Raw genomic sequence first — 24,175 nt, forward strand, 5'->3', positions numbered from 1 at the left:
CCCGTGGAGTGACGGATGAAAAGAGTAAGTCGCCGGGCATTCATTGTATCGGTTGCCCACTGTTTGCCCGCGCTGGCGCTGGCAGACGGTAGCAGCGAGTTTCCTGTGGCCGATGAAGTCATTGTGGAGAAGGGCGCCCGCAAACTGCATTTGCTGCGCAATGGACAAGCCTTCCGTACTTTTGATATCGCTCTCGGGATCGCGCCGGAGGGCCACAAAGAGTATGAGGGCGATGCGAAAACCCCGGAAGGTCGCTACCTGCTCGATATCCGCAACCCGAACAGTGATTTCTTCCTCTCGATGCACATCTCCTACCCGAGCCCGGAGGATCGCGCACGAGCCCGACAAAAAGGCCTTGATCCTGGCGGCCAGATCATGATCCACGGCCAACCAAACGAACCGACCTATTCGGCAGCGTATTACCGCTCTTCGGATTGGACCAACGGCTGCATCGCGGTTTCCAATTCGGACATGATCGACATCTGGCTGATGACACCGGACGGCACGCCGATAGAAATTCGGCCCTGATCAATGAACAGGCCCGGGCTGCTGCGAAAGCCCCAGGGAATTGTCCCGGATGAAAAACCGGGATTTGCCGCATGGACGGCAGCGCAACATTCCACTACCGTCACCAGCCTAGTCGTACAATCACAGCCGAGCAGGTAATCACCTTGCAACACAGTCATATCGTATCGAGTAGCGTAATCCGGGCGGACAGCGACAAGACTGTTGACGCCGAAGTGTGGCCAGAGGGGAGTCTGGAAGTCCTCTCGCAACACGAAGCCGATCAATTGCGCAATGTCGGTCAGGGCGGCCTCTATACCTTGCTGCGCCGCTGCTTGCTGGCGGTGCTCAACTCCGGCGGCAATTCAGATGACGCCCGCGAGGTGCTGGGGCGGCACAAGGATTTTGCTGTGCGCTTTGAACAGCAAGACCGTGGTCTGAAGGTCATTTTAACGGGCGCACCCGCGTCGGCTTTCGTTGACGGTGAAATGATACGCGGCATCCGCGAGCAACTGTTCGCTGTACTGCGTGACGTTGTTTATACGAGCAATGAAATCCAGGCGAGCGGCCGCTTCGACCTGCAGTCCTCCGACAATATTACCAACGCGGTTTTCCATATCCTGCGCAATGCCCGGGTTTTCCACTTGCCGGCGACGGCCGATCTCGTCGTGTGCTGGGGTGGACACGCGATCAGCCGTGAGGAATATGACTACACAAAGAAGGTCGGTTACGAACTGGGCCTGCGCCGTCTGAACGTTTGTACCGGCTGCGGTCCGGGCGCGATGAAAGGCCCTATGAAGGGCGCAACTATAGGCCATGCGAAACAGCGAATTGGCAATGGGCGGTATATAGGTATCACGGAACCGGGCATTATTGCGGCCGAGTCGCCGAACCCGATAGTCAATTCGCTCATCATCATGCCCGATATGGAGAAGCGCCTTGAGGCCTTTGTACGGGTTGGCCACGGCATCATCGTGTTCCCGGGCGGAGTCGGTACTGCCGAAGAAATACTCTACCTGCTCGGCATCCTGATGCACCCGGATAACGAGGACATGCCGATGCCGCTGATTCTCACCGGACCTGCCGACCGCGCGGATTACTTCAAACAGATTGACGAGTTCATCGGCGCGACACTCGGGCCCACGGCGCAGGGCCGCTACCGGATCATCGTCGATGACCCGGAGGAGGTTGCCCGACAGATGTTGCTCGGACTGAAGTCAGTTCGGGAATATCGCCGACAGCAGGGCGATGCGTTCTACTTCAATTGGCGTCTTGCTATCGATCACGATTTTCAAAAGCCGTTTCGTGCAACGCATGACTCAATGCGTGGGTTGCAGATTACCCGCGATCTGCCGACGCACAAACTGGCAGCGAATTTGCGCCGAGCTTTCTCAGGGCTGGTGTCCGGCAACGTGCGCGAGGACACCATGGCGGCTATCGAGCAGCAGGGGCCGTTCGAGATCTCCGGTTCCGCAGAGATCATGAGCCTGCTGGACGGCTTGTTGGCAGGTTTTGTTGCGGATGGCCGGATGAAGCTTGAAAGCGACAGCTACAAGCCCTGTTACGTGGTACGGGTCTGAGTGTTGTGCAACGCCATTGTGCGCTGCCACGCAGTTTGCCCGAACCGGTCGCTTTATTAAGTAAAACCGGCTCTTAAGTGGCTGAATTAAAAGACTAAAAAGCCTTTCTGCATTGTGAAGCAGTTCCTGTGAAACAGGGCTCTGACGACGTAGTATTTCACTACAGGATGTCAAGAGCAGACGGCTATGCAAGACAGCAAGAACATCAACTGGCGTAACGATTTCAACGATGAGGACGAAGCCAAAGAGGCCCGTCAGGACGTTGCTGAACCGGCCAATGACAGTGATGGTGCCAATGGCTGGCAGCAATACCGTCGCTGGATATCGAAAGCGCCTGCTCCGAGTACACGTCGCAGCAGTATCGACCCGTCTTTGTATACGTGGAAAGGCTATCGAAACTGGACCGAGCAGGTAAAACGCAAATGGACGGACAATCAGTCTGACTGAGTTCAGCGGATTCGTCAGCTGACCCTGTAGCAAAGCGTTCAGCATCGACAAACAGCCAAGGCCGCGTCTCGCAGACGCGGCCTTTTTTTTTCGGCATGCCAGGGATATTTTTGCGGCCGACCCGGTCTCAAGCTTGCTGCGATCGGCTGACGAATCGAAATGACTTATGGACAAGCACTCACTCGATGCTGCCGCGCAATTGACAAAATACTGGTAACAAGTCTCCTTTCAGACAATTGCTTCACTATTGCGAAAAACACGGAAAAAGCTGTGACATATCTCACGGCACTATCGGACTGCGCGGTCTATATTTCGCAGCACCTGCAAACTATGCGAACGGCAACCAATGTCGAATAACATTATGAAGCAAGAATCCCGCACGGAAACACTGAAGAACGAAGCAACCCGGCAGCGTTGGGAGCTTTTTCACCGGGCAATAGCACATGCCAAACAGTCGAATATTTCGTCGCTGGAACAGGACGAAAAAACGGCCGCTGAAGAAAATGCGCCGGTGCCGTTGTACCCCGCTGCGTCTTAACGCAGACTTCGCGGCCGCCGTACTCTGCGGCAGCTGCAAGAATCGATAATCGGAGAATCGCAATGGAATGTGTTTTGCTTTGGCTCGACGACCTGGATGATCTGGTGTCATCGGCCCGAATGCTCGCTGAACGAGTGCGAAACACAATTATTGCCCTGTTGGCGCTGGCCGGCACAGTCTCGGCTGCCGCATTGGGCGCGGTATTGGCCATGAGCAGCCCGCCGCTGGCACTGACGCTCGTATGCCTGCTCACAGTCAGCTATCTCTATCGCGGCACGGTCGGTCAGCAGACGAGTCTTGCTCGCCATTGATCCCGGTCCGCGCGGTCTGTCACCGGCCGCAACCTTGAAATAATCCCAATCGACACTATGGTGTGATGCCCGGTGGCCAACCGGTGGCCATCCGTTCAGATATTGGGAGAGTATTTCGTGACCGAGACAGCAAGCCGGGAAACCCTCGGTTTCCAGACCGAAGTTCGGCAGCTGCTACAGCTGATGATCCATTCGCTGTACAGCAACAAGGAGATTTTCCTCCGCGAGCTGGTATCCAACGCGTCTGATGCCGCCGACAAGCTCCGCTTCGAGGCGCTGGAGCAGCCTGACCTGCTGGCAGACGATGCCGAGCTCCGGATCCGGATCGAATTCGATACCAAGGCGCGGACCCTGTCGATCATCGACAACGGCATAGGCATGTCCCGCGACGAGCTCGTTCAGAATCTCGGCACCATTGCGCGCTCTGGTACTTCGGAGTTTCTGCAGCAAATGTCCGGTGATGCGCGCAAAGACGCGCACCTCATTGGTCAGTTCGGCGTCGGCTTTTACTCGGCGTTTATCGTCGCTGACAAAGTCACGGTCGAGTCACGTCGGGCCGGGTTGCCGGCGACCGACGCCGTATGTTGGGAATCCGACGGTGATGGCGAGTTTACGATCGAGCCCATTGAGCTCGAGTCGCGCGGAACCCGGGTTACGCTGCACCTGAAGGAAGACGACAAGGAATTCGCCGAGGCGCTGCGTATTGAAACGCTGATACGCAAGTATTCCGACCATATCGCGTTCCCGGTGCTGCTCTCCGGGGCTGACGATGAAGAACCGCGTACGGTTAACTCCGCTACCGCCCTGTGGACCCGTGGACGCACTGAGGTCAAGGACGAGGAGTATCGTGAGTTCTATAAACACCTGTCTCACGATTTCGCCGACCCGCTGTGCTGGAGCCACAACAAGGTGGAGGGCAAGCGCGAGTACACGAGTTTGTTGTATATCCCGGCCAATGCGCCGTTCGACTTGTGGAACCGGGAGGTACCGCGTGGCCTGAAGCTGTACGTGCAGCGCGTTTTCATCATGGACGACGCCGAGCAGTTCCTGCCGTTGTACCTGCGGTTTGTCAAAGGCGTGGTCGATTCATCGGACCTGCCGCTCAACGTATCGCGCGAACTCCTGCAGAAGAGCCCGGGCCTGGAGGCGATGAAAACCGCGTTGACGCGCCGGGTGCTCGATATGTTGAGCAAGATGGCGAGCAACGACAGCGAGAAGTACGCAACCTTCTGGAGCCAGTTTGGCCAGGTCATGAAAGAGGGCCTGGTGGAAGACCACGAGAACAAGGACAAACTGGCCAAGCTGCTACGGTTCACGAGCACGCACAGTGAGGGTGCTGCACAGGATCAGTCGCTGGACGATTACATCTCGCGGGCGGCCGAGGGACAGGACAAGATCTACTACATCCTTGGCGAGAACTACGAGACAGTGAAGTCCAGTCCGCACCTCGAAAAGCTGCGCAAGCAGGGCATCGAAGTGTTCCTGTTGTATGACCGCATTGATCCCTGGATGGTCGATCATCTGGGCGAATATGAGGGCAAGACCTTGCACGATGTTAGTCGTGGCAGTCTGGATTTGCCCGCGAGCGATGAAGACTCCGCTGATGAAAGCAAGGACGATGAGCACCAGCCGGTGTTGGAGCGCATAGCAGACGTCTTGAAGGAGCGTGTTGAAACTGTCGTCGTCAGTCGGCGGCTGGTGGATTCACCGGCTTGTGTGGTCGCCTCGGAAAAAGACCTGTCGCCGCAATTGCGACGAATGTTGGAAGCCTCCGGGCAATCGTTGCCGGAGAGCAAGCCGCAACTTGAAGTCAACATTGAACACCCGCTGGTGCAGCGCCTCGCGGATGAGTCAGACGAGCAGCGATTTGCTGCCTTGTCGAATATCGTGCTGGATCATGCGCTGCTCGCGGAAGGCAGTCAGCTGGAGAATCCGGCAGCTTACGTGAAGCGCATGAACGAGTTCATGCTCGAGCTGCAAAAGGCCAGCGACGCCGCGTAAGTACTATTGGGGCTGGCTCATGTTGCGCATATGCGGAACGACGAGCCAGCGCTCAATCACGCCGAAGAACAGTTCCGTTATTATGGCGAGTCCTGCCGCGGGAATTGCGCCTTGCAGTATCAGGCGGCTGTCGTTGAGGGCCAGACCGGTTACGATCGGGTCGCCCAGGCCGCCGGCACCGATGAACGCAGCCAGCGTGGCCGTACCAATGCAGATGACCGCGGCCGTGCGTATGCCGGCCAGAACATGCGGCATTGCCAGTGGCAACAACACGTAACGCAGTTCCTGAGTGCGGGTCATCGCCATTGCGGCGGCCATCTGGCGGTAGCCGGGCGGTATCGCGTGCATGGCCGTGACCGTGCTGCGGGCGATTGGCAGCAAGGAGTAAAGAAACAGCGCGATGATGGCCGGTGTCTGGCCGACCCCTGCAAGCGGAATCATCAATGCCAGCAATGCGATAGACGGCACCGTTTGCAGCAAGCCGGTAACGTAAAGAAACGCGTTCGACAGGCCACGGTGGCGATGAACGCTGATCGCAATGCCAACCCCGAACACGATCGCCAGCAACAGTGCCGTTGCAGTCAGTTTCAGGTGGCGTTGTGTATTGCGCAGCAGCTGCGGCAGGAATGTTGCCGACTGGTAGTCGGCGGTGACCAGTCCTTCTTCACGCAGAAAGCCCGCGGCGACGTCAGCAATGCTGACATCAGGATCGAGTGCCTGCAGGTTCAGTGCCTGCATGCGGGTGTTGTCAATGCGCCCGGCCAGGGTTTGCAACACGTCGGTGGCATCGGCAGGCAGTAAGTTATTGGCCAGGTAGCCCGCCAGGTAACGCGGAAAATAATTCAGGTCGTCTTCCAGCAGCACGAGCCCGGAACGCAGTACTTCCCCGTCTGTTGAGTAAGCGGCTGTCAGATCGATTTCACCGCCATTGATCGCGCCGTACGAGAGTCCATGTTCAATGCCGCGCGTGGTCTGTTGCAATCCGTAGCGTTGTTTCAGTCCTGGCCAGCCGTCAGCGCGATTCAGAAACTCGTGGGCCATGGCGGCGCGCAGGTTCGGGGTCGCACGCAGGTCTGAAATGCGCCGGACACCCTTGTCGCGCGAGAATGCTTCGGTCACTGCAAGCGCATAGGTGTTATTGAATCCCAGCGGTGCCAGAAAACGCAGCTCTCGAGCCGCGAGGGCGGTACGGATAGTCTCAATGTCATCCAGACCGGGCTGCGCCAGTATGACTTCGGTAATCGTGCCCGAGTATTCAGGGTATACAGCGATTGCGCCGTTCTGCAGAGCCTCGTAGCTGATTTTTGTGCCATTCAACCCTTGTCGACGCTCGACATCAAAACCCTTTGCCTCCAGCAGTTGCGCCGCGATTTCGGAGAGCAGGTAGTTCTCGGTGAAATTCTTGCTGCCGACAATGATGGTTTGCGCATGGCTGGTGTTGCCCAACGTGAGTGACAACAGCAGCCCGATCAGGATGTAGCGCCGCATCAGTCTGTGACCCCTGGCAATGCAGTGATCAGTTGGCCAACATAGTCGTTGACGGGTGCGCCGACGACAGCATCAACGGGACCATGCTGCTGCACGCGGCCCGCTTTCATGACGACAATGTAATCAGCGAGGTTAATCGCTTCCTGCGGGTCATGGGTCACGAGGATCGTTGAGATCGGTTCGGCCTCCTGCAGTTTCAGGAACTGTTCGTGTATGCCGATTCGGGTCATCGTATCGAGGCCTGAAAAAGGCTCATCGAGTAACAACAGTTCAGGCTGCAATATCATCGCGCGACAAAGCCCGGCCCGTTGCTGTTGGCCGCCTGACAGTTCGTGCGGCCAGCGATCAAGGACAGCGGCCGGCAACTGCATGAGCGTCAGCAGCGCCTGCAATCGACTGTTGCTTTCGTCGGCGTTACGGTTGTCGAGTCGGGCAGGAAGCAGAATATTCTCGCGAACCCGCAAATGCGGAAACAGCGCGATATCCTGGATGGCATAGCCGATACGCTTTCGCAGCGGCGCCGGATTCTTGTAATCAATAGCCATACCCAGCGTTCGCACCTGCCCGGAACTCGGTCGCAACAGTCCGATAACCAATTGAATCAGGCTGGATTTGCCGCTGCCGCTGGCTCCCAGTATTGCGGTTGTCTGGAGACGCGGCAGTGTCAGGTTGAGTCGGTCAAGTGCGAGTACTGCGCCGCGCCTCAACGATACGTTCTGAAATTCGACGGCGCTGTCCGATTGCATCGAAGCTTGCATGCTCTCCGGTCTTTCACAGGCAGGTGCCCAACTGCAAATTTGCGTGCGCACGCGAACTTGGGCAGAGTCTCCTCAGGCTAACAATTACGCCGCCGAGGTAGTTAAACATGAGCGCCGGAAAACCGACGGTAGCTGAGCTGCGCGCACGGCTCAGTGAGGAACAATATCAGGTCACGCAGAACAAAGGTACGGAGCGGGCCTTTTCTGGTAAATACGTTGACAACAAAGAAGACGGTACCTATCGCTGCGTTGTTTGCGAAGCGCCACTTTTCAGCTCCGAGCACAAGTTCGATTCCGGTTCTGGTTGGCCGAGTTTCTGGCTGCCCTTGGCGGGAGACAACATTCGCGTCAAGCGCGATACGAGTCATGGCATGATTCGCGAAGAAGTTGTCTGTGCGAATTGCGATGCGCACCTTGGTCACGTGTTCGAGGATGGCCCGCAACCTACTGGCTTGCGCTATTGCATTAATTCCGCATCGTTGGATTTCGACAACGATGCGGCAAAATAGAACTCTATTAACCCGGGATTCAAGCAGTGATGAAAACTCTTAGACTCAGTTCGTTGGCAATGATGTCGATATTGTTGGCGGCGTGCGGCGGCAGCGATCAGGAAGTGGCGAACGAAGTTACACCGAGTGCGGGTATCAGTCAGGAAGTGGATGGTTTGACCGTGCGGGTTTTGCGCCCCGGCGATGGCGCTACTGCAACGGCAGGTCAGATCGCTGTTGTGCACTACACCGGCTGGTTGTACGACCCTGCAGCCGTGGACCATCGCGGCGACAAATTCGACAGCTCCGTCGACCGTGGCCAGCACTTCCGCTTTCCGCTCGGTGCGGGCCGGGTCATTCGTGGCTGGGACGCCGGTGTGGCCGGTATGCAAGTGGGCGAGCTGCGAGAGCTGACTATTGAACCGGAACTGGCTTACGGCGATCGTGGGGCGGGTGACGTGATTCCGCCCGGTGCCACCCTGGTGTTCGAGGTCGAGCTTGCCGGGCTTGAAGATCGCGACGGAGCGAACTGAGCCCCTTTATTCCGGGAGCAGCAGGCGGAACTCGACTCTGCGGTTGCGTGCACCGGCGGCGCGCGTGTTCTCAGTGTCCAGCAGTAAGGTGGAACCCGCACCTGCAGCGCTCAGCCGCGAGCCGGGGATGCCGCGTAGCTGCATGTAGTTGCTTACCGCCTGTGCGCGTTGCAGGCTCAGCTCGCCAAGTGCGGCTTCTGTCGCGCTGGCATCGGTATGCCCTGTAACTATCAGGCGGCTGGCAGGGCAGTCCGCAACGATTTCGATCAAAGCATCCAGCAGCGGCTGTGCCGCCGGGCTAAACTCGCTCTGCGCTTGCGCAAACTCTACCGTCCGGTCGCGCACTGCCGCTTGAAATTGCTGTTGGCAGAGTTCGTTGAACGAGAGGCTGTCGTCGAAAACGACCACTTCGTTACGCAGCCGCATACCTGGCAACAGCGTTCGTTCCAGCGCGCCGAGCGCGTTCTGCCAGCCGGCCGGGTTGTCATGCACACCGCGCAAATGCAGTTCACCGTCGCTCAGCCTTGCCTCGCCGCTGCGGGTCAGCGCAAGCGTACGCAATGTTTGCTCACTGACGAGTGACCAGCCGGGCGGTGTTGTTTGTCCGCTGCTTAATTGCCATTCGACGTCGGCATCCGGGAACAATTCGCTGACAACCTCGTTGAGGATCCCGGTATGGCCGGCCGAACTGGTCTCGCCGCCTATGGTGAGTTTGCCTGCCTGCCAGTCGACGCTGAACTCGGCGCTCATGGCCGGTTGTGCGGCGACCGACAGCAGCATCAGGGCAATGGCGATGGCTGCGCGAATCCGCGCAAGAGTTACTGCATCCGACATGGTCACGCGGGGTCGTGGCTGTTTTCGTATTGCAACGTGCGTGCCTGGCCAATCCAGTCTTCGCGATGGATACGCGATTTGAAACCACGCAGTTCGGCGGCGACGCGGTCGATGTCGTATTCGCTCATGGTGGCGATCTGGCTGAAGCGGTTGAAGCCCAGCGTATTCAGCGTCTTCTCGATGGCGGGACCTATACCTTTTATGCGCTTCAGGTCGTCGCCGGGCGTAGTGCCACGCGCAGCCATATTGCCGGCTTCAAGCTCCATCGTGTCGTCATACTGGTCGTTGGATGCATCGAGATCGGTCAGCGGCCCATCGCCTACCGCTTCGATGCGGGTTTCAAGTGCGGCGGCTGCGGCTTCCAGTTCCTCGATACGTTGCTGCGCGCGGCCCAGTTCCAGTTGCAGCTCCTGTGCTTCAAGATCCCGCAGCCGGTAGCGTTCGACCAGCGGCGGAATTCGCTCCTGCCACTTGCCCAGTTCGCGCTTCAGGCGGGTAATTTTCTGGTCTTTTTCGCTGAGTGCCGCATCCTGCCGTGTTGCGCCGGAGTCGAGCTGTTTGTGCAGTTTATCGCGTTGTGCCACGGCGACAGCCAGATTGCTGCGTGACTCTTTCAGTTTGCGCTGCAAGTCTTTGCTGTTGCCGAGGGCGATTTTGAGTTCGGTCGTAAGCTCGTTGGCACGCTTGCGGATGTCCTTCCCGGACGCCTGGTGCTGACTGACCTGTTCCATCAAGCTTGAGTTTTGCTTGGCAATGCGTTCGTGTTCGACGCGCTGCGCGTCCATCTGGTGTTGCCAGCCGGCACTGAGAGCCAGCTTTTCCCTGGCGCAACGCCGACTGTGCACGAACCAACCAAGCAGCACGCCGAGGATGACGGCGAGCAGCAGCACGCCCACGGTGGCCATGGTCAGTTCCGGCATCAGGCAAAACCGCCGTTGGCGGAAGTGGGCACTGCTGTCATGGTCGCAACCAGGTGCATTGAGTCAGTCATTTGATCTGGGCTCCGCTCGTGCCGTGGAGTGACTTGCGGTGGCAGACCGCGATGATTGCCAGCTTAGAGGTCAATAATTCTATGCCAATCATTGCCCCACTAGCCAGCGGACCGCTGCTGTACTGGCACGGTGCAGCCCTGTGTGCTCATGTATGATCGAGCCCGCGCAAGCAATTAGTCGTGAATTGAGGGGAGTGAGCCTGCCGATGGACGAACATCACATAGTTCTCGCAATCGTGACCGTTGTCGGCCTTGGCATTGGCGCCCAATGGCTGGCCTGGCGACTGAAACTCCCGGCTATCGTATTGCTGGCGGCAGTCGGACTGATTATGGGTCCCGGCCTCGGCTGGGTGGATCCGGGCGCCGATTTCGGCGCTTACCTGCGACCAATCGTCAGCCTGTGTGTTGCGATTATCCTGTTCGAGGGTGGTCTCAGTCTGCACCTCAGCGACCTGAAAGAAGCCGCCCGAGGTGTGCGCCGACTGGTCTACCTTGGCGCGCCGCTGGCCTGGCTATGTTCGTCTTTGTGCGCCCACTACATCGGCGGTCTCGATTGGCCGGTGTCATTGGTTTTTGGCGCGATCATGGTTGTCACCGGCCCGACGGTCATCATGCCGATGTTGCGCCAGGCCGCACTCAACCGCCGTACCGCGTCCTATTTGAAATGGGAAGGTATCGTCAATGACCCGATCGGTGCCTTGTTGGCCGTACTGGTATTCCAGTTCTTCATCTTTCAGGGCAGCGGCAGTGGTTGGGATGAAGTGTTGCAAGGCATCGGTCTCGCCATCGTGTGCAGCCTTATTCTCGGCGGCGCCGGTGGCTGGGCGACAGCCCGCGCGTTTCGCGAAGGCTGGGTTCCGGAATACCTGAAAAGTCCGGTATTGCTTGGCCTCGTGCTCATCGTCTACGCGCTGTCGGACATGATTCAGAAAGAAGCGGGCCTGCTCGCGGTCACTATCATGGGCATTGTCGTCGGCAACATGAATCTGCCCGGCATCGGTGATATGAAGCGCTTCAAGGAATACATCACGATCATGCTGGTGTCCGTCGTGTTTGTGTCGCTGACCGCCGACCTGGACGCGCGTTCGCTGGTGGACATCGGCTGGCGCGGAATCGCATTGGTCGCGGCAATCATGTTCCTGGCGCGCCCGGTCGCGATCATGCTGGCGACGACCGGTGCCGGCATGCAGTTCAATGAGCGGGTACTGCTGAGCTGGATTGCACCCCGCGGCATAGTCGCGGCGGCGACAGCCGGCCTGATGGGACCGCGCCTCGTCGATGCGGGCTATCCTGCGGAAGTCCTCTTGCCGCTGGTGTTTGCGATCATCTTTGCAACGGTTTTCAGTCACGGGTTGACGATCAACTGGCTGGCAGCACGGCTCGGCCTGTCGTCGCGGCATCGTGATGGGGTATTGATCATCGGTGCCTCGCCCTGGACGGTTGCGCTTTCCCAGGTATTGCGCGACATGAAAGTCAATGTGCTGCTGGCGGATTCGTCGTGGCACAACCTGCGTGAGGCGCGCCTGAACGGCATACCGGTGTTCTATGGCGAAATACTGTCCGATTTCGCGGAGGAATCGGTAGAGCTTGCGCACGTACGCACGGTCCTGGCCGCAACCCGCAATGATGCTTACAACGCGCTGGTCTGCACGGCCTTGGCGCCGGAGATCGGGCAGCGTAACGTCCTGCAGCTGGCTATGGGCGGTGGCGATTACGAAGAAGACCCGAAAGCACTGGCACGGCCGCGGCGTGGTGGTGTTGCATTCAGCAACGATGCTGACTTTGAAGTGCTTTGGCGCAATCTTGTGCGGGGCTGGAAATTCTCCAAGACCAGGATTTCGGAAAACTACACCTACGAGCAGTTCGTTGCCGATCGGCACACCGACGCGATAGAAATTCTGACCATGAATGACGAAGGGGTGATCAGCTTCGTTGCGGCAGGAGACTCGGCGGAGACCGCCAAGGGCGTTACCATAGTGACGTTTACCGCCGAAAAACCGCAAAAACCGAAGGAGTTACCCGATGCCGAGCCCGCCGCAATCTGAGCGCCTCATTCTCGACGGACCCGCTGGCCGCCTTGAAGCCATTCTGGAAACGCCGACTGATGTGCCGGTAGCAGGCTCAGCGCTGGTTTGCCATCCGCACCCGCAACAGGGTGGCACGATGCAGAACAAAGTGGCTCATACCCTGGCCAAGGCATTCGTCCGTTGCGGTTACCGCGCACTGCGCTTTAATTTTCGTGGCGTTGGCGACAGTGAGGGTAGTTACGACGAGGCGCGTGGCGAGCTGGACGACGCCCTGGCCGCGTTCAGTTACCTGCAACAGCAATGGCCCAAAGACCCACTCTGGATCAGTGGTTTTTCTTTTGGCGCGGCGATTGCCATCAATGCCGCGACCAAGGTTCAGCCTAATGGCTTGGTCAGCATCGCTCCGGCGGTGTATCGCTTTGCCAATAATCTCGATATTCAACCGGAGTGTCCGTGGCTGATAGTGCACGGTGATCAGGACGAATTGATTCCTGTTGAGGAAACGCTGGAATGGGTTAACCGCATGGAGCCCGGGCCGGTGCTGAACGTGTTTGCGGATACCGGACATTTCTTTCACGGCAAACTGCTCGAACTGCGCGAGGCGGTTGTCACGTTTGTGACGGACACGGCTGCAGCCTGATTTGCCAGGTTTTTATATCGTCAGGGCCGGACATCCGCAGGCATGCCTTGGTGACTGATGTGACCAATTGCGCGCCATGCAAGCGGCGCGGCTGGCAACGGCTGCGCAAGCGTATGCACCCTGTCGTGCGCTGACCGTTTCGTGTACGCGCATTGCGATTCGCCGGGTATAAGCTTATTCGGGCCAAAAAAAAACCGGGCAGTGCCCGGTTTTTTTCTGATTCGAATCATTGAGATTCGATATCAAACCATGTCTTTCAGGCCTTTCAGTGCCGCAACCTTGACGGTCTTGGACGCTGGTTTTGCCTTGAACATCATTTCTTCACCGGTGAACGGGTTAACGCCCTTGCGAGCTTTCGTTGCCGGCTTCTTAACGACGCGCATTTTCAGGAGACCTGGAATGGTGAACAGGCCAGGAGCGGCGCGACCGCCAAGATTCTTTTTGATCTGTGCCGAGAGTGAATCGAACACAGCGCCGACGTCTTTCTTCGTCAGACCGGTGTCTTCCGCGATGCGGGCGTAAATCTCAGACTTTGTCGGCGGCTTCTTGGTGCTATCGCCAGCCTTTTTCTTTGCTGCCATGAAAAAGTGACTCCTGTAAAAATATCAAAACGGGCGCTGCCCGCGACTTAAAACCTGCGCGACGATATCACATGTTTGCAGGGTGGTTAAGCGGAAAAGACAAGAAATACTGCAAAAAAAGCGGGGTTTCCTGAGGTTTCGGCTGTCAGGTGCCTAGTTCGTATAGAACTGGCGTTTGAAACGAACCTCAATTGGCTCGTCCGAATTGTCTGGTGTAATGGTGATGTCGAATACCAGCGTCTCACTGTTGGCCACCGGAATCTCACCGATGTAGTACACAGCATCCTGCTCCTGGATCTTGCGCATGGTAACGGTCTTGAGCTGGCCGGTCAGGTTGACAGTCTTCACCTCAACACTGCCTGTGCCTGATTCACCAGTGGCTTCGCTAATTATCGACACATTCAACATTGCACGGTTCTTACTGCGCACAATGTTGTACTGACGGGCAACTTCTGTTGGCAGCTGGTCGGTGGACTGTGCGCTGAAGTGAACGCTGTAACCATTAACGGTTACTGACGAGGCTTCCGCCGGTTGCGCCTGAGGCACCGTTGCTGAATCTCCGGGGCCGCCGCATCCCGATAAGAACAACGAAAGAAAAGAAGCAAAGAGTAATGTTCTTGGAATCATGGTGTGCTTTCCCCCGCTCCAGCCTGGTCAGTTTCGTTGTCACTATAGCTTGTTTTCTGTGCAGGTCCTATGCCTCGCGGGATTTTTGTGACCTTTGCCGATGGCCGGTTTTACGGCGTCAGGCAGGTTGGGCGTCGGGTTGGCTTGTGGATGACGAAGTCCTTGATGCGGGATGATTCGCCGCGTAACAACACGATCGCCGACTTGGGTACGCCAAATGCTTTGGCCAACTGTTTGATGACATCCTTGTTCGCGGCGCCATCGGCAGGCGCGGCCGTTGTCCGGATCCGCAGCATACCGTCGACCATGCCCTGCAATTCAGAGCGTGCGGCACGCGGCGTTACCCTGGTACGGATGCGCAGTTCGTCGCCGTCTGCGGCCATCATGGCAGTCAGACGTAAAAGGGCCGTAACGAGCGCAGCAATATCACGCCGGCCTGCAAAAGGATCAGCGCAAAGATCGGCGATATGTCGAGGCCGCCGAGCGGCGGCAACATGCGTCGGAACGGGCGCAGTATGGGTTCGGCCATTGAGTTAACCATAGCCACGACCGGGTGATAGGTTTGCGGCGCAAGCCAGCTGAGAATGACGCTGATCAATACAGCGAAAAAGAACATGTTCAGACTGTGCGCCGCCAGTTCGATGACCGCAACGACAGCAATCGACAGCGGGTCGAACATTCGCCCGGTCAACAGCAAAAGCAGGACGATTGCCAGAGTCTGCAAAACCAGCAGTATCAGAACGGTGGCAGTATCAATTCGCCCGACAGGTGGCAGCAGTCGACGCACCGGAACGATGGCGGGGGAGGTGAGGCGAAGGATTCCCTGCGCGAGCGGATTACGGAAGTCGACGTGCAGCAAGGGCAACCAGAACCGGAGCAGGAACAACAAGAGTACGAGCTGGGTTACTGCTCCGATAATAAAATACAGTGCTTGAGTCATGATTCGCTTCGTTTGTCCGTGGTTACTGCATTGCCCAATTCAGTGGCACGATCGCGGGCCGCCTTTATGGCTGCCGCAAAGATATCACGAACGCCGGTTGCTTCGAGGTGCTCGAATGCTGCTGTTGTGGTGCCGCCCGGCGAGCGGACGCGATCGATAAGCACCTTCATCGGTTCCTCTTCAGCAAGCGCGAGCGAAGCAGCACCTCTGGCTGTTTCGATCGCCAGCGTTCGAGCGGTTGCCGGGTCTATGCCGAAGCTGATTGCCGATTCAATCATGATGTCGATCAACAGGTAGAAATACGCGGGCCCGGTACCGGAGACGGCCGTTACCGCGTCGATGAGCGCTTCTTGCTGCAGCCAAACGACCTGGCCAACCGCCGACATGATTTTCTCGGCCTGACTGCGCTGATGCGCTGTGGCTTTCGAGTTGCTGATCAACGCCGATACGCCCTGATCGATCAATGCAGGCTGGTTTGGCATTACCCGGACAACACACAGATCACCACCGAGCCAGCTTTCGATATCGTCGATGCGCGGCCCGGCGGCAATCGACATGATCAGCGGCTTGCGCTCCTGCACTACATCGGCAAGTGGCAGGCAAACGTCCCGCAGAATTTGCGGTTTGACGGCAAACAACAGGATATCGACCTCAGCTGCCACTTTGGCATTGTCGTCGCTGATCAGCGTGCCGTAGAACTCTTTGCGCAGGCGATCGCCCTGATCCACCGAGGGTTCGGCAATAAGCAAGTCCGTCGCATGCATTCCGCCGCGCAGTAGTCCTCCGGCGATGGCGCGCGCCATGTTGCCGCCGCCGATGAAGCCAATTTTGTCGTTGATCATGGTGTTTCCGTTAGGTCTGGGTGTGTAGTTATTCGCCGCGTGCGCCGAACAGGGCTGTGCCGATTCGGACAATTGTCGCACCTTCCTGCACAGCAGCGGCATAGTCGGCGGTCATGCCCATGGACAGCGTGTCGAGTTCCAGACCGTGCTCGTTGATGCTGTCGAGCAACTGCCGCATCCGTGCAAAAGGCTCGCGCTGTTCCGTGGCAGAGGTCCTGATGGCAGGTATGCACATCAGGCCGCGCAGTTTGAGTCCCGGCAGCGTCGCGACTTTGGTCGCCACCGCGGCGACTTCATCGGCTGCCAGACCGGACTTGCTGTCTTCGTTATCAATGTTGACCTGCAGGCATACATTCAGCTCACCCTTGGCGGCCGGACGTTGCTCGCTCAGCCGCTGGGCGATCTTCAGGCGGTCTACGGTATGCACCCACTGATAGTGTTCGGCAACGATCCGGGTCTTGTTGCTCTGCAAGTGGCCGATGAAATGCCAGACCAGATCGTTACGCCCTGTCGCGAGCATCTTGTCGATCCCCTCCTGGGCAAAGTTTTCGCCGAAATGCCGTTGCCCTGCACCGGCCGCATCAAGCACGGCTTGCAGGGGCTGACGCTTGCTGACCGCAAGCAGTTGCACGCTGCCCGCCGGGCGGCCTGCGGACTGCGTCTCAAGGGCCAGCAAATCTTGGATTTTCCGAAGGTTTTCCGTGACTTTTATCACGTTTTGCTCACAGTGCTTCGCTATACTAGGCAGCTCATTAGGCCGGGTTATGGTAAGTGCGGCCGTCAGAATTCCAGAGGGAGAATCATGGCAGTCGATGTCGCTCAGTTGTTGTCGTTCACCGTAAAGAACAATGCGTCTGACTTGCACCTATCCGGTGGTGTGCCACCCATGATTCGCGTTGATGGAGATATCAAGCGTATCAACATGCCAGCGCTGACGCACAAAGACGTCAACAGCATGGTGTACGACATCATGAATGACAAGCAGCGCAAGGACTACGAAGAATTCCTTGAGACTGACTTTTCATTCGAGATTCCAAAGCTTGCGCGCTTTCGCGTCAATGCTTTTAACCAGAACCGCGGCTCCGCTGCTGTCTTCCGAACCATTCCGTCGGAGATATTGTCGCTTGATGACCTCGGTGCGCCCCCGTTGTTCAAAGACGTATCCATGCATCCGCGCGGGATTGTTCTGGTCACAGGGCCGACGGGTTCAGGCAAGTCCACCACACTTGCCGCCATGGTCGACTATATTAACGATAACAAGCCCGATCACATTCTCACGATCGAGGATCCGATTGAGTTTGTGCACGAGAGCAAGCGTTCGCTGATCAACCAGCGCGAAGTGCATCGCGATACGTTGGGCTTTAATGAAGCATTGCGCTCTGCGCTGCGTGAGGATCCGGACGTGATCCTGGTCGGCGAGCTTCGCGACCTCGAAACGATTCGGCTTGCGCTGACGGCCGCTGAAACGGGCCATTTGGTATTCGGTACGTTGCATACCAGCTCGGCTGCCAAGACGGTTGACCGTATTGTCGATGTATTCCCGGCCGCCGAAAAAGAAATGGTACGCGCGATGTTGTCCGAGTCGCTGCGCGCGGTTATTTCGCAAACGTTGCTGAAAAAGATCGGTGGTGGCCGGATCGCGGCTCACGAAATTATGGTTGGTACGCCGGCCATCCGAAACCTGATACGCGAGGGCAAGATTGCGCAGATGTACTCCGCCATTCAAACCGGCCAGGGGTCTGGTATGCAGACTCTGGATCAGAATCTTGCGGAGCTTATGGCCAAAGGACTGATTACCAAGGAAGAGGCGCGCTTCCGGGCTGTTAGTAAAGAGAACTTTTAAGCGCCAATGAGATTTAGCCAGCTGGGCAGGAGAGACCCGAATGGAACGTGAACAAGCGGTACGACTGACACAAAACCTGCTCAAGAAAATGGTTGAGAAGGGTGGTTCCGACCTGTTCATCACCACGGGTTTTCCACCGGCAATCAAAGTCGATGGCTCTATCCACAAAGCGACCGATGCACCACTGACCTCGGAACAGGCGTCAATGATGGTGCGCTCGATCATGAACGACAAACAGATGAAGGAATTTGACTCCACCAAGGAGTGCAATTTCGCCATCAGCCCGCAGGGTATCGGCCGGTTCCGTGTCAGCGCATTCATTCAACAGGGGATGGCTGGCGCAGTACTGCGAACTATCACCACTGAAATTCCGACGCTGACCGAACTCGATTTGCCGCCCATTCTGAAAGACGTTGTCATGAACAAGCGCGGTCTGGTTATCGTCGTCGGTGGTACTGGCTCCGGTAAATCGACGACGCTTGCAGCGATGATTGGGCATCGCAATGAACACTCGAAAGGCCACATCATTTCGATCGAGGATCCGGTGGAGTACGTTCATCCGCACCGCGGTTGCGTAATCACCCAGCGAGAAGTGGGGGTCGATACCGAGACCTGGCATGCCGCACTGAAAAATACCCTTCGGCAAGCGCCCGACGTCATCCTGATTGGTGAGATTCGCGACAAGGAAACCATGGAGTACGGCATTCAGTTCGCAGAAACCGGTCACCTGTGTCTGGCAACGCTGCATGCCAACAGTGCGAACCAGGCGCTGGATCGCATTATCAACTTCTTCCCCGAAGAGCGTCGTGCGCAGCTCCTGATGGACCTGTCGTTGAATACCAAAGCATTCATTTCGCAACGCCTGATACCGCGCGAAGGCGGGGTGGGTCGCATTGCGGCGATGGAAATCATGTTGAATTCGCCATTGATTGCGGACCTGATCTTCAAGGGCGAGGTCGCACACATCAAGGAAATCATGGCGAAGTCGACCCGCCTTGGTATGCAGACCTTCGATCAGGCGTTGTTCACGCTCTACGAAGACAGCGTTATTTCGTACGAAGAAGCCATGCGCAATGCGGATTCGAAGAACGAGTTGCGGCTGCGTATCAAGCTGGAAAGCAAGCGTGAGTCTACGCTGACGGATCAGCAGGCCGAGAGCCTGCGCATCATGGAAGAAGACACCGCTCAGACTTTCTGAGCGTCAAACAGGACGCGCTGCGCGCATTGACTGCAAATGAATGTAAAACCTCTGTTCAAATTGATGGTGGAGAAGAAGGCGTCTGACCTGTTCTTCGCGCCCTTCGCCCCGGCGAAGATCAAGATTGACGGCAAGATCATGCCGGTTAACAAGCTGGAAATGACGCCGAAAATGGTCAAGCAAGCGGCCATTGAGCTGATGGACGAAAGTCTGCTGGATCAGTTCACCCGTAATCTCGAGGTGGATTTCGCCATTTCCGAGCCGGGCCTCGGTCGATTCCGCGTCAACGTATTCCACCAGCGTGGCAATGTCGCGATGGTGCTGCGCTACATTACGGCAGAAATGCCGGTGCTGGATGAGCTCGGCATGCCGCCGCAACTCAAAGAGCTGGTCATGTTGCGCCGCGGTTTGATTCTGATGGTGGGCGCAAGCGGTAACGGCAAGTCAACGACGCTCGCGGCGATGATCAATCACCGCAATGAAAAGACCTCATCGCACATCATAACGATCGAAGACCCGATCGAGTTTCTGCACCCGAACAAACAGTCCATCGTCAACCAGCGCGAAGTCGGACTGGATACCAAGTCGTACGCGGCGGCCATGAAGAGTGCCATGCGCGCGGCCCCGGACGTTATTCAGATCGGCGAAATCCGGGACCGGGAGTCGATGCAGTCGGCCATTGATATGGCGGGTACGGGCCACCTGGTGATGGCCACATTGCATTCCAACAACGCACCGGAAACGCTGGATCGCATCATTAACATGTTCCCGCAGGAGCAGCATGCGCAAGTGTTCCTGGATCTGGCTCACTACCTGCGTGCCATTATTTCGCAGCGCTTGGTGCGTTCACGCACAGGCAAGCGAGTCGCGGCGATTGAGCTGATGCTGAACACGCCGCATATCAAAGACCTGATTCTGCGCGGCGATATTTCCGAAGTGAAGGAAGCGCTCAAGAACAGCGGTGAGAAGGGCGTGCAAAACTTTGACGATGCCTTGCTGGACCTTTACAAGGCCGGGACGATCACGCTTGAAGAAGCCATGTCGCACGCGGACTCGCGGTCCAACTTGGAGGCGAAGATCAACTTCGGTTGAGCAGTGCGCCGGCCAGTGAGCCGACCAGCCTGTCAGGCTGACTCGCTGAACACCTTTTCTGCGTCAAACACGGGGCCGTCCACGCAGACGCGCTTCATTGCCGGTCCGTCCTCTTCCTGCACCAGTACCGTGCAACCGGCACAGCCGCCGACCGCGCAGGCCATGAATTCTTCCAGTGATACCTGGCAGGGCAGGCCATAGCGGCGCGCGAGACTGGCAACGGCCTTTAGCATGGGCGTCGGGCCGCAGCTGAATATTTCGACTTCCGCCAATTCGGAGGCGCTCAATGTCGCCAGCCAGCGATCAGCCAACTCCGTGACGTAGCCCTGAAAGCAACCGTCATAGCCTGCGAGGCTGGCGAGCCGTGACGGGTAGCCACAGGCTTCGACCAGCGGCATGCAGCGGTCGGTTTCTTTGTCCAGCCAGTCAACTTGGATGCGTGACCGCTGTTCGGCAAACGGGAACGGTATTTCTGAGCCCATCAACACCAGCGGTTGCCACGCGTGAGCGTCGGCATGCAGGTGCTCGGCCAGGAAGACCATCGGCGGGATGCCAACACCGCCACCGATGAGCAAGCTGCGCGGCCGCGCGGGCGACGGTTGAAAGCCGCGACCAATGGGGCCGATCAGATTCACCGTGTCGCCCCGGCTTCGCTGACCGAGCATTGCCAGGCCACCGCCAACCACTTTGAACAGAATTTCGATCCAGCCTGCATTGCTGTCGACCCGCATGATCGACAATGGTCGCCGCATGGGTATCGCAGCGTCGCAGCGGACGTGCACAAAACTGCCCGGCACGGCACTCGCCGCGCATTCAGGCGCGTGCAGTCGCAGAACGAATTGCTCGCCGGGAAACCGTTCGACCGCGAGGATCGTCGCGTCTTCCACGTACAGCGTAGCGCGGTGGGTCTGACTCATGCGTGTCCCTTGCCTGTGACGGCACAGAGTACGGCCATGCGCACGGCAACACCGTTCGTTACCTGGCGGGTGATTGCAGAGCGGGGGCTGTCAGCCAGTGCCGATTCGATTTCGATACCGCGGTTCATCGGCCCCGGGTGCATGACGATGGCGTCGGGCGCGGCCAGTTTCATGCGCTCATTGCTCACGCCGTAACTGGCGTAGTACTCGTCGATGCCGGGTATGCCGTCCAGGTTGCCGATACGCTCACGCTGTATGCGCAATGCCATGACGACATCGGCGTCGCGCAGCCCTTCGTCCAGATTGTCGAGAATACTCGCGCCGGGGAACTCTTTGGGGTCGGGTGCCAATGCGGGCGGTGAAACCAGCGCCAGCTCGCCGACGCCCATGATTGCCAAACCATGCGCGGCTGAACGAGCAACGCGCGAATGAGCAATGTCGCCAACGATTGCAACTTTGAGATTGGCGAAATCTGTCTTGTGCTGGCGAATAGTCAGCAAATCGAGCAAGCCCTGCGTCGGGTGCGAAACCTCGCCTTCGCCGGCGTTGAGAATATTGACGTGCTCATCGACGTGCCGGGCAATAAAGGCGGGCACACCCGCACCGGCATCGCGCACAACGAACACGTCGACCTGCATTGCCTGCAATGTGTAGATGGTGTCGAGGATGCTCTCGCCTTTCTTGCGCGAGGAAGTGTTCACGTCAAGATTGAGTACATCGGCGCCCAAGCGCTTTCCGGCCAGTTCGAACGATGCCCGGGTGCGGGTACTGGGCTCGAAGAAGAGATTGGCAACTGTCAGGCCTGCAAGGGCGTTGGAACGGCTCGGCGGCTTACCGGAGGGGGTTAGCCAGCCGTCGGCCTCGTCGAGCAACGCGGTCAATTGCGCGCGACTCAGTCCGCGCAGGCTGAGCAGGTGGCGCAATCGCCCATCAGGGTGCAATTGCAGGTCGTGTTCGGCGACTGCTGCGCCGTCGGTAGTCTGGGTAGCGATCATGGCGGCGGCATTCTACTCTGAAAACGCCCCCGGTTGCTCGCCATCAGCGGTCGTGCCCCTGCAGCCAGCGCTCGGCGATGCAGGCGGCCGCGGCGGCGTCGATATCGCCTTTGGTGATTCGGCCGCGACGGCCGTCGCGGCGGGCTGCGATCAATTGCTGGTTGGCCGCCTGCGAAGAATAACGCTCGTTAATGGTCGCGACCGGGCGCCCAAACTGGCCCAGCTCACTGCAAAATGCCTGTATGGCGTCGAACAGGGCGGGCGGCGAACCGTCGGCTGTCTCGGGCATGCCGACCACGAGCCTGGCAGGCTGCCATTCGCTTATCAGTGCGCGAATGTGTGCCCAGTCCGCGCCACCCTCGCCATTGCTCACGGTCGCCAGCGCGCTGGCCGACTGCGTGACTTGCTGGCCCACCGCCACACCGATCCGGCGCAGGCCGAAATCGAACGCGAGGATGGTTTCCGGGCGACGGGCTTCAGGCGTGTCCGGCATCGGGCGATAGCTGGCTGACATCGATGCCGAGCAGGCGGGTGGCCACCTGCCAGCGGTCGGCGTAGGGGACGTCGAAGACGATTTCCGGCGTTGCGGCCACGTTCAGCCAGCTGTTGGCGAGAATTTCAGCTTCAAGCTGACCGGCTTCCCAGCCTGCATAGCCCAGCGCAACGACGTTCTTCTCCGGGCCGTCACCTTTGGCGATGGCATCCAGGATGTCGCGAGACAGCGTAAGCTGGATATCCGCCGAAACGGTGACGGAACTGTCAAACTTGAAACCGGCGCTGTGCAATACGAAGCCCCGGTCCTGGGCGACAGGGCCGCCATGCAGTACGGGGGTCTTGATCAGTTTCTGGTTGTTGCTCGAAATCGATATCTGCTCGAACAGGCCTCCGAGCTGAAGATTCAGTGGCCGGTTAATAATGATGCCGAGCGCGCCTTCTTCATTGTGTTCACAAATGAGAGTAACGGTGGCATTGAAATTGGGATCAGCCATGCCAGGCATGGCGATCAGCAGCTGGTTGTTCAGCGCGCTTGAAATCTCCATGCAGGCAGTATCCGCTCTGCCGCGACAGAGAACAACTGCGGCCTAGTTGGCGCTTGCGGTAGTTGCGGCGTTGCTGCCGCTAAAGCGCCATTTATAGAGGAAATTCAGTTGTGGGTAGTCGAGGCGCACCGCTTCCGGAAAAGGATCAAACGGCGCGGCGCGGCGCAGAATGTTCAGTGCGGCCTGATCCAGCGCACGCGATCCTGACGATTGCACGATGATGACTTCGGCGAGCTGGCCAGAGGCTTCGATAGTGACTTCCAGCGTCGGGCTGCCGGTCAGGCCATTCAGACCGGCTTGCTCCGGTATGTACTTGCTGCCCACCAGTTCGATTTTTCGCTTCCAGCGATCGACGTAGCCGGCAATGCTGGATTCACGGGTATCCGCGCTCAGTATCACCCGTTCCCGGTTCTGGTCGCGCACCAGGAAGCTGGCCTCCTGCTCCTGCGGCAGCGGCAAGGTGGTTTCAACTCCGGCTTCCAGGTAGGCGGCCCGGGCATCGTCAGCCTCCGGGTCGTCGCGTGGCGAGTCCGAGACCTGGCGTTGTTGTCGGGAGTTACTGGTCAGCAGCTGGTCCGCTGATGCCTGATGCCGGGTGGTATCGCGCAGATCGCGACCATCGAGGTCGCCAATGTTATTGACCGGCACATTGCTCTTGGCGGGCGCGGCCGGACGGTTGGACTCGTCGGTGTTGCCGCCGCCTTCCTGGCTGGCCTGCGCTAGGTAGGCCGCGTTGTCGTCACGCTCGAAACTGCGGTCGGGATCGGCAACGATGGTGACTTCGAGCGAGACTGAATCGGCTGGCGGGCTGTCGAAGACGGCATTGAAGGTGATGCCGATAATCAGTATGCCGTGCACGAGAGCGGCCAGGAACAGCATGGGCGGCAGCCGGTCGGGCTTGGGCCCGAGATCAAGATTGATCTCGTTCAATTCTCCGGGGTCGGCGGTACTGTTGCTCAC

Annotated in this window: 28 protein-coding genes; 13 read left to right on the forward strand and 15 right to left on the reverse strand. The window is 58.2% G+C overall.

All coding sequences use genetic code 11. From position 1 onward, the window contains the following. Positions 1-15 precede the first annotated feature (15 nt). The 6 genes from BA177_RS03095 to htpG all read left to right on the forward strand — a co-directional run bounded on the left by BA177_RS03095 (position 16) and on the right by htpG (position 5,381). Positions 16-528, forward strand: a complete 513-nt coding sequence (locus BA177_RS03095; protein WP_082989820.1) for a L,D-transpeptidase family protein — start codon at positions 16-18, stop codon at positions 526-528. Positions 529-599: 71 nt separating this feature from the next. After that, positions 600-2,084 (forward strand): nucleotide 5'-monophosphate nucleosidase PpnN, encoded by a 1,485-nt coding sequence (gene ppnN, locus BA177_RS03100; RefSeq protein WP_082989821.1) that lies wholly within the window; start codon positions 600-602, stop codon positions 2,082-2,084. A gap of 186 nt (positions 2,085-2,270) precedes the next feature. Continuing rightward, positions 2,271-2,531: a hypothetical protein gene (locus BA177_RS03105; RefSeq protein ID WP_068612709.1), complete on the forward strand. Its 261-nt coding sequence runs from the start codon at positions 2,271-2,273 to the stop codon at positions 2,529-2,531. A gap of 361 nt (positions 2,532-2,892) precedes the next feature. Continuing rightward, entirely contained in the window at positions 2,893-3,069 is a 177-nt protein-coding gene (locus tag BA177_RS03110) for a hypothetical protein (protein ID WP_156762672.1), read from the forward strand. A gap of 62 nt (positions 3,070-3,131) precedes the next feature. Beyond that, positions 3,132-3,380 (forward strand): hypothetical protein, encoded by a 249-nt coding sequence (locus tag BA177_RS03115; RefSeq protein WP_068612714.1) that lies wholly within the window; start codon positions 3,132-3,134, stop codon positions 3,378-3,380. A gap of 117 nt (positions 3,381-3,497) precedes the next feature. After that, positions 3,498-5,381: a molecular chaperone HtpG gene (gene htpG, locus BA177_RS03120; RefSeq protein ID WP_068612716.1), complete on the forward strand. Its 1,884-nt coding sequence runs from the start codon at positions 3,498-3,500 to the stop codon at positions 5,379-5,381. A gap of 3 nt (positions 5,382-5,384) precedes the next feature. Here htpG and BA177_RS03125 read toward each other — a convergent pair whose 3' ends face one another. Together BA177_RS03125 and BA177_RS03130 are read right to left on the reverse strand one after the other, a co-directional pair. Continuing rightward, a complete protein-coding gene (locus tag BA177_RS03125) occupies positions 5,385-6,869 on the reverse strand; it encodes a glycine betaine ABC transporter substrate-binding protein (protein ID WP_068612719.1) in 1,485 nt (494 codons plus the stop codon). Next, the gene (locus BA177_RS03130; protein WP_068612722.1) at positions 6,869-7,627 is read right to left on the reverse strand and encodes an ABC transporter ATP-binding protein; all 759 of its coding nucleotides are present in this window, start codon (positions 7,625-7,627) and stop codon (positions 6,869-6,871) included. The genes BA177_RS03125 and BA177_RS03130 overlap by 1 nt, the downstream gene beginning before the upstream one ends. 107 nt (positions 7,628-7,734) lie before the next feature. Between BA177_RS03130 and msrB the strand changes: the two genes are divergently transcribed. Both msrB and BA177_RS03140 read left to right on the forward strand, forming a co-directional pair. Next, positions 7,735-8,136, forward strand: a complete 402-nt coding sequence (gene msrB / locus BA177_RS03135) for a peptide-methionine (R)-S-oxide reductase MsrB (protein ID WP_068612724.1) — start codon at positions 7,735-7,737, stop codon at positions 8,134-8,136. Positions 8,137-8,162: 26 nt separating this feature from the next. Beyond that, positions 8,163-8,648, forward strand: a complete 486-nt coding sequence (locus tag BA177_RS03140; RefSeq protein WP_408068425.1) for an FKBP-type peptidyl-prolyl cis-trans isomerase — start codon at positions 8,163-8,165, stop codon at positions 8,646-8,648. 6 nt (positions 8,649-8,654) lie between these two features. On the opposite strand, the gene BA177_RS03145 is transcribed toward BA177_RS03140, so the two are convergent. Both BA177_RS03145 and BA177_RS03150 read right to left on the reverse strand, forming a co-directional pair. Beyond that, the gene (locus BA177_RS03145; RefSeq protein WP_068612727.1) at positions 8,655-9,482 is read right to left on the reverse strand and encodes an OmpA family protein; all 828 of its coding nucleotides are present in this window, start codon (positions 9,480-9,482) and stop codon (positions 8,655-8,657) included. Between the two features lie 2 nt (positions 9,483-9,484). After that, complete coding sequence (locus BA177_RS03150) at positions 9,485-10,402, reverse strand: hypothetical protein (RefSeq protein WP_068612729.1); 918 nt, start codon at positions 10,400-10,402, stop codon at positions 9,485-9,487. Positions 10,403-10,679: 277 nt separating this feature from the next. Here BA177_RS03150 and BA177_RS03155 point away from each other — a divergent pair, with 277 nt between their 5' ends. Next, the gene (locus BA177_RS03155; RefSeq protein ID WP_068612731.1) at positions 10,680-12,518 is read left to right on the forward strand and encodes a cation:proton antiporter; all 1,839 of its coding nucleotides are present in this window, start codon (positions 10,680-10,682) and stop codon (positions 12,516-12,518) included. Further along, positions 12,496-13,140, forward strand: a complete 645-nt coding sequence (locus BA177_RS03160; RefSeq protein WP_068612734.1) for an alpha/beta hydrolase — start codon at positions 12,496-12,498, stop codon at positions 13,138-13,140. Before BA177_RS03155 ends, BA177_RS03160 begins: the two co-directional genes overlap by 23 nt. A 242-nt stretch (positions 13,141-13,382) precedes the next feature. Here BA177_RS03160 and BA177_RS03165 read toward each other — a convergent pair whose 3' ends face one another. The 6 genes from BA177_RS03165 to BA177_RS03190 form a co-directional block, all read right to left on the reverse strand. Further along, entirely contained in the window at positions 13,383-13,721 is a 339-nt protein-coding gene (locus BA177_RS03165) for an HU family DNA-binding protein (RefSeq protein WP_068612737.1), read from the reverse strand. Between the two features lie 153 nt (positions 13,722-13,874). Next, positions 13,875-14,348, reverse strand: a complete 474-nt coding sequence (locus BA177_RS03170; RefSeq protein ID WP_082989824.1) for a DUF4426 domain-containing protein — start codon at positions 14,346-14,348, stop codon at positions 13,875-13,877. Positions 14,349-14,458: 110 nt separating this feature from the next. Then, entirely contained in the window at positions 14,459-14,734 is a 276-nt protein-coding gene (locus tag BA177_RS03175) for a DUF167 domain-containing protein (RefSeq protein WP_068612742.1), read from the reverse strand. Between the two features lie 5 nt (positions 14,735-14,739). Then, entirely contained in the window at positions 14,740-15,288 is a 549-nt protein-coding gene (locus BA177_RS03180; RefSeq protein ID WP_068612745.1) for a YggT family protein, read from the reverse strand. Then, positions 15,285-16,130, reverse strand: coding sequence for a pyrroline-5-carboxylate reductase (gene proC, locus BA177_RS03185; protein ID WP_068612748.1), 846 nt, complete (start codon positions 16,128-16,130; stop codon positions 15,285-15,287). The genes BA177_RS03180 and proC overlap by 4 nt, the downstream gene beginning before the upstream one ends. A gap of 28 nt (positions 16,131-16,158) precedes the next feature. Next, entirely contained in the window at positions 16,159-16,845 is a 687-nt protein-coding gene (locus tag BA177_RS03190; protein ID WP_156762673.1) for a YggS family pyridoxal phosphate-dependent enzyme, read from the reverse strand. An 87-nt stretch (positions 16,846-16,932) separates the two neighbouring features. Between BA177_RS03190 and BA177_RS03195 the strand changes: the two genes are divergently transcribed. From BA177_RS03195 to BA177_RS03205, 3 genes are read left to right on the forward strand one after another with little or no spacing between them, the layout of a single operon-like run. After that, positions 16,933-17,973, forward strand: a complete 1,041-nt coding sequence (locus BA177_RS03195; protein ID WP_068612750.1) for a type IV pilus twitching motility protein PilT — start codon at positions 16,933-16,935, stop codon at positions 17,971-17,973. A gap of 40 nt (positions 17,974-18,013) precedes the next feature. After that, positions 18,014-19,171, forward strand: coding sequence for a PilT/PilU family type 4a pilus ATPase (locus tag BA177_RS03200; RefSeq protein WP_068612753.1), 1,158 nt, complete (start codon positions 18,014-18,016; stop codon positions 19,169-19,171). A 36-nt stretch (positions 19,172-19,207) separates the two neighbouring features. After that, positions 19,208-20,263, forward strand: a complete 1,056-nt coding sequence (locus BA177_RS03205) for a PilT/PilU family type 4a pilus ATPase (RefSeq protein WP_068612756.1) — start codon at positions 19,208-19,210, stop codon at positions 20,261-20,263. 32 nt (positions 20,264-20,295) lie between these two features. Here BA177_RS03205 and BA177_RS03210 read toward each other — a convergent pair whose 3' ends face one another. From BA177_RS03210 to BA177_RS03230, 5 genes are read right to left on the reverse strand one after another with little or no spacing between them, the layout of a single operon-like run. After that, positions 20,296-21,180: a dihydroorotate dehydrogenase electron transfer subunit gene (locus BA177_RS03210; RefSeq protein ID WP_068612760.1), complete on the reverse strand. Its 885-nt coding sequence runs from the start codon at positions 21,178-21,180 to the stop codon at positions 20,296-20,298. After that, a complete protein-coding gene (locus BA177_RS03215; protein ID WP_068612763.1) occupies positions 21,177-22,175 on the reverse strand; it encodes an aspartate carbamoyltransferase catalytic subunit in 999 nt (332 codons plus the stop codon). Before BA177_RS03215 ends, BA177_RS03210 begins: the two co-directional genes overlap by 4 nt. A gap of 43 nt (positions 22,176-22,218) precedes the next feature. Then, the gene (gene ruvX / locus BA177_RS03220) at positions 22,219-22,668 is read right to left on the reverse strand and encodes a Holliday junction resolvase RuvX (RefSeq protein WP_068612766.1); all 450 of its coding nucleotides are present in this window, start codon (positions 22,666-22,668) and stop codon (positions 22,219-22,221) included. After that, positions 22,652-23,215: a YqgE/AlgH family protein gene (locus tag BA177_RS03225; RefSeq protein ID WP_068612768.1), complete on the reverse strand. Its 564-nt coding sequence runs from the start codon at positions 23,213-23,215 to the stop codon at positions 22,652-22,654. Before BA177_RS03225 ends, ruvX begins: the two co-directional genes overlap by 17 nt. A 42-nt stretch (positions 23,216-23,257) precedes the next feature. After that, a complete protein-coding gene (locus BA177_RS03230; protein ID WP_197493295.1) occupies positions 23,258-24,175 on the reverse strand; it encodes an energy transducer TonB in 918 nt (305 codons plus the stop codon).

It is taken from the genome of Woeseia oceani, assembly GCF_001677435.1.
Taxonomy (GTDB): domain Bacteria; phylum Pseudomonadota; class Gammaproteobacteria; order Steroidobacterales; family Woeseiaceae; genus Woeseia; species Woeseia oceani.

Coding starts and splice junctions, on each gene's coding strand:
- BA177_RS03095 (WP_082989820.1), top strand. CDS start 16: ATGAAAAGAGTAAGTCGCCGGGCATTCATTGTATCGGTTGCCCACTGT.
- ppnN (WP_082989821.1), top strand. CDS start 600: ATGGACGGCAGCGCAACATTCCACTACCGTCACCAGCCTAGTCGTACA.
- BA177_RS03105 (WP_068612709.1), top strand. CDS start 2,271: ATGCAAGACAGCAAGAACATCAACTGGCGTAACGATTTCAACGATGAG.
- BA177_RS03110 (WP_156762672.1), top strand. CDS start 2,893: ATGAAGCAAGAATCCCGCACGGAAACACTGAAGAACGAAGCAACCCGG.
- BA177_RS03115 (WP_068612714.1), top strand. CDS start 3,132: ATGGAATGTGTTTTGCTTTGGCTCGACGACCTGGATGATCTGGTGTCA.
- BA177_RS03125 (WP_068612719.1), bottom strand. CDS start 6,869: ATGCGGCGCTACATCCTGATCGGGCTGCTGTTGTCACTCACGTTGGGC.
- BA177_RS03130 (WP_068612722.1), bottom strand. CDS start 7,627: ATGCAAGCTTCGATGCAATCGGACAGCGCCGTCGAATTTCAGAACGTA.
- msrB (WP_068612724.1), top strand. CDS start 7,735: ATGAGCGCCGGAAAACCGACGGTAGCTGAGCTGCGCGCACGGCTCAGT.
- BA177_RS03145 (WP_068612727.1), bottom strand. CDS start 9,482: ATGTCGGATGCAGTAACTCTTGCGCGGATTCGCGCAGCCATCGCCATT.
- BA177_RS03150 (WP_068612729.1), bottom strand. CDS start 10,402: ATGCCGGAACTGACCATGGCCACCGTGGGCGTGCTGCTGCTCGCCGTC.
- BA177_RS03155 (WP_068612731.1), top strand. CDS start 10,680: ATGGACGAACATCACATAGTTCTCGCAATCGTGACCGTTGTCGGCCTT.
- BA177_RS03160 (WP_068612734.1), top strand. CDS start 12,496: ATGCCGAGCCCGCCGCAATCTGAGCGCCTCATTCTCGACGGACCCGCT.
- BA177_RS03165 (WP_068612737.1), bottom strand. CDS start 13,721: ATGGCAGCAAAGAAAAAGGCTGGCGATAGCACCAAGAAGCCGCCGACA.
- BA177_RS03170 (WP_082989824.1), bottom strand. CDS start 14,348: ATGATTCCAAGAACATTACTCTTTGCTTCTTTTCTTTCGTTGTTCTTA.
- BA177_RS03175 (WP_068612742.1), bottom strand. CDS start 14,734: ATGATGGCCGCAGACGGCGACGAACTGCGCATCCGTACCAGGGTAACG.
- BA177_RS03180 (WP_068612745.1), bottom strand. CDS start 15,288: ATGACTCAAGCACTGTATTTTATTATCGGAGCAGTAACCCAGCTCGTA.
- proC (WP_068612748.1), bottom strand. CDS start 16,130: ATGATCAACGACAAAATTGGCTTCATCGGCGGCGGCAACATGGCGCGC.
- BA177_RS03195 (WP_068612750.1), top strand. CDS start 16,933: ATGGCAGTCGATGTCGCTCAGTTGTTGTCGTTCACCGTAAAGAACAAT.
- BA177_RS03200 (WP_068612753.1), top strand. CDS start 18,014: ATGGAACGTGAACAAGCGGTACGACTGACACAAAACCTGCTCAAGAAA.
- BA177_RS03205 (WP_068612756.1), top strand. CDS start 19,208: ATGAATGTAAAACCTCTGTTCAAATTGATGGTGGAGAAGAAGGCGTCT.
- BA177_RS03210 (WP_068612760.1), bottom strand. CDS start 21,180: ATGAGTCAGACCCACCGCGCTACGCTGTACGTGGAAGACGCGACGATC.
- BA177_RS03215 (WP_068612763.1), bottom strand. CDS start 22,175: ATGATCGCTACCCAGACTACCGACGGCGCAGCAGTCGCCGAACACGAC.
- ruvX (WP_068612766.1), bottom strand. CDS start 22,668: ATGCCGGACACGCCTGAAGCCCGTCGCCCGGAAACCATCCTCGCGTTC.
- BA177_RS03225 (WP_068612768.1), bottom strand. CDS start 23,215: ATGGAGATTTCAAGCGCGCTGAACAACCAGCTGCTGATCGCCATGCCT.